The sequence below is a fragment of the Lysinibacillus sp. TE18511 genome (assembly GCF_054062295.1).
In genome coordinates this window covers 1-3,940 of the sequence record NZ_JBSSFD010000088.1, presented here as the reverse complement: position 1 = coordinate 3,940, position 3,940 = coordinate 1, and the positions used below count along the sequence as shown (strand labels likewise).

Sequence of the window (3,940 nt, the reverse complement as noted above, 5' to 3'; positions counted from 1 at the left end):
ACATAAAGAAGCACCTCCTCTAATTTGATACATTTATCATCGTACCGGAGGTGCCTGGTTGTTTATATGCGTTATTTGATTACGGGCTTACGTTTAATTGAATACCTAGTGACATAGAATTTGAATTAAATTTTACAAAACTATAAATAAGCTTCTCACTTTGATTTTCATTATAAAAACTCATCTACATCATTCGTTCTTAAATTAATATAATGCTCCATAATTGTTTGATGGGATTTATGGCCAGACTGCTTAGCAATCGTTGGAATGTCTGCTCCCTTTTGATACATAGCAGTAATCTGCGTTTTGCGAAATGTGTAAGGCGCAAAACCAAGCCAACTCTGTATCGCTTGATTATAGCTCACTTCACTAATTTTTCTGCTTGTATGATTGCCCCATTTGTCAGCTGCACCGACAAAATAGTCATTTGGCTCCAGTTCACACGACTGAATATATTTCTTTACTGCCTGTACACATTCAAGTGTCAGACGTTTTTCTTTCATTTCCGCTTGCTTCACCATCATTACATACACAGTACGATTCTCTAAATCAAAATCACTTACTTTTAACCTAACCATTTCCGACGGCCTGTTGGCTGTAATCAAATTCACTAAACAAATAGCACGCTTACGAATATCGCTTTTTTTATTAGTATCGTAGCGATCAATCAGACGTAACACATCCCCTTGCTTTTCAGCTCGAATTCCTCGCATCGGTTTTAAGCGAAGGTAGGCTTCTTCATCGTACAGTCCTCGCAGCATTTTTACTTGCGCCTCCTGTTCAGGTGTTATGTATAACCCATGCTCATTTATTAACCAGTATTTCACTCCGGCAATCCGTCGATTAAATGTTGAGAGTCGCACCTGTTGCTGTGTGATCAATTCATGCAAATAAATTTCCAGTGAATCAAAATCTAATCGCAAAACGTAACGCTCACAAAATGTCTGGAACAATTTAAAATCGGATTTGTACATCTCTAATTTTTTCACTTTCATCGAGCGAAGCGTTTCATCTTTTCGTTGCCTCATTTTAAATTGTTGCAGCGAGATTAAATTTTCTTTCAAATAGCTCCTCTCCCCTCGATTAACTTTTGAAATGTTTTCTTTTGGTAGAATTGAATCTCCTATTAAGAACAAAAGTTTCAATCAGTGTACCATAATCAACCTTAAACAAGGAACATTTTTTAAGGTTGATGAAGTCAACCAATTGAAAATTTTTCTCTTCATCAATAAAAATAAAATCTTTACACAAATCATACTTTTCAAATCTGCGGACGATAACACCTCTTCTACTTGCATGTACAATAAAAATGTCAGGTCCTTTATTAATTTTAAAAGTAGTTCATTTAATTGTAGTCGATCTGTTTCTGTATCTGTAAACTCTTCTTGGAAAATTTCAATTGCAATTCCATTTTTAAAATATGTAATTGACTTTCCAAATCCTTGGAGAATGTAGATGCTCTAACATAACCATATTTTAGCTGAATGAGAATAAGAAACACCAACATGATTGGCTCATGTTAGTGTTTCTTATGTATTATAAAATTCCTAATTTAAATTGCATTATCCTTCGAACTTATTTTTGAAGGACTCTTTTGAGTTCTTAGAAACATCAAGATATACTTGCCATTGTCTTTCATCAAAACTTCGTTCAAAACTTTTATCTAAAATAACTCTTATTTCAACTTCACTCGGAATTTCATTAGAAAAATAACTTTTCTTTATATTCCGAGCAAATTTATCAACATTGTATTTGATATAGGTATCATTTACTTTTAAGATTAGATCGTCTTTCCCATACTTATTAGTAATAACCTCATAACCTATCTTTTCAAAATTGCTTCGATAATTAGAAAATAATTTACCCATAGAATTGAATTTTACCGAAATCTCACTCTCTTTTAATAATTCATGTTTATATATCTCTAATTCATAAGGTTCATCAAATAGTAACTCCGCATATATCTGTAAAAATACAGGTGTATCCACCTCCAGAATAAGCTTACTATCTTTTAAGTAGGAGGTACGGAAGGTAATTTTTTTAGAAATGTTGTTGTTAGCGACAAAATATATAGTGTTTACCATTAAACTCGCTTTCACCTTATTTAACAACTGTTTTATAAAACTTAGCTCCAGGATTTTGTAGAAATCTGTTTTCGGAATCAACCCATTGTTTTTTCTAATATTCGCAACTATCCTGGACTGATTCGTTCGCTGCAACCAATGAGTAATTTCTTTTGTTGGAAAAAATAAATGTCTTTTATAATCATTTAAATGTTTATCAATCTGTTTTTCAGTTTCTTGCAAACTCCCCCATATCCTTTGAATTTCTGTAAATATCTTTGACGTAGGAGAACTATAATACTTATCTACCATTTTCTTCAATTGAAAAATACCTTCATTCTTATCTGTATAAAGCTTTGAAGGTAAAACAACTGTTTTGTTAGATGTAGATTTATTATTTTCAATGTATTCTAGTAAATAAGGATATTCTTTAGTAATCGTTTGCATTGCTTTCATACGATTATATACTTGTTCTTCATTCTTTGCGATTTTCCTCATATCATCACCAAATTGTGCTGCACAATTACTGCCAATAATAAACTTTTCTTTATTTACCTTATTCATAACAGTATGTATATGTTTTAACCTTTCTTGATCACAAAGTTGGCACTGAATATTTTTCTCTTTAAAATCCTCTCCGAGATTTTTGTATTCAGCAAACTTCCACTCTGCTTGACATTCTTCAATCAAAGCAGATATTACATATATATCAAAATTCATTTCATTTAAAGCTGTTCGTGTTAATTCTTCATATTTTTTCAAATGGTCTAACATTAAGCTGAAATCTGGATTTTTCATTGCTTCACTTTTTAACATCAGCCTAGCCATTTTATAATCAACAATAAAATCTAACTTCTTTCTGCTTCTACGTGATGTGACAACCAAATTTACACTCCTATAAAATCATATTCAACTTAAACCATAAAATTTGATTATATAGTCAAAAACAAATATATTCCATTAAGAGGTCCTATTCCCAATATCGAAATTAATATTGTAGCTTTTAAAAAAGACAATCATATTGATGAAAATAAGAAACGTTATAAGAATATAGTACATAAAATAGTCTGTAAAAAAATACCAGATTGAGTTTTGTATGGGATTTTAAGAGATTATGGGAACTTTAGTGATGTGATAGCAAATTTATTTATTGAACGTTCGGGAGAATATGAAGAACTAGCACTACATAAGAATGTTAAAGAAGAATTAAATATACACTCTATTTATCGACATGAGAATTTTCGGGTTAATGAATCAGTATTACACCCGAAGAATACTGATTTAGGTTTAGAGATGATTGATACAATCTTGGGCATTGTAAGAATAATTGCAACGAATAATTCTTGTGCTACTGACGAAGAAAATTTTAGTACGAACTTATGGAATAAAAAGTTATTTATAAATAAAATGTTGTCAGATAAGAATTTCTATAATTTTCTATGCCAAATTAATTATTTTGAATTAGATGGACAGGCTATTTTAGAACAAAAAAATTTCAAAGATTATATCAATTTATTCCTATCAAAGTTTTCACAGGAAAAAGTACAGCTAGATTTAAAAAATCATACTAAAGAACAATAATAAATCCTTTTTAAATAAAAAGTCAGTCAATCTCATCAGAGGTGACAGACTTTTTTTATTCAATTTCAACTCCCCATCTTACCAAAACCTTATATAGAATATTCTTTTTCAACTCAGCATTTTCCCAGGCTTCTGCAATCCTCTCAGCCTGACGCTTCAAAGCTTTTAACGCTCCTATCATCCAAATACGAAGCTGATTAAGAGGCTGGGACAAAACCCATCTCTAAACTAAAAAGCCGGTGAAATTTTACGATCAGTAAAATTTCACCGGCTTTAAATTTTTTTCATAAAAAATA

General features: G+C 31.0%; 3 protein-coding genes. 1 reads left to right on the top strand and 2 read right to left on the bottom strand.

Features of this window, described 5'->3' with window-relative positions:
* Window positions 1-170: 170 nt before the first annotated feature.
* On the bottom strand, window positions 171-1,064 hold the full coding sequence (locus ACVWXS_RS25785; protein WP_456960670.1) for a tyrosine-type recombinase/integrase: 894 nt from the start codon (window positions 1,062-1,064) through the stop codon (window positions 171-173).
* A gap of 498 nt (window positions 1,065-1,562) precedes the next feature.
* Window positions 1,563-2,948 carry a hypothetical protein gene (locus tag ACVWXS_RS25780; protein ID WP_456960669.1) on the bottom strand — a complete coding sequence of 462 codons (1,386 nt, stop codon included), beginning with the start codon at window positions 2,946-2,948 and terminating at the stop codon, window positions 1,563-1,565.
* A 207-nt stretch (window positions 2,949-3,155) separates the two neighbouring features.
* Between ACVWXS_RS25780 and ACVWXS_RS25775 the strand changes: the two genes are divergently transcribed.
* A complete protein-coding gene (locus ACVWXS_RS25775; RefSeq protein WP_456960668.1) occupies window positions 3,156-3,644 on the top strand; it encodes a hypothetical protein in 489 nt (162 codons plus the stop codon).
* Window positions 3,645-3,940: the final 296 nt, after the last annotated feature.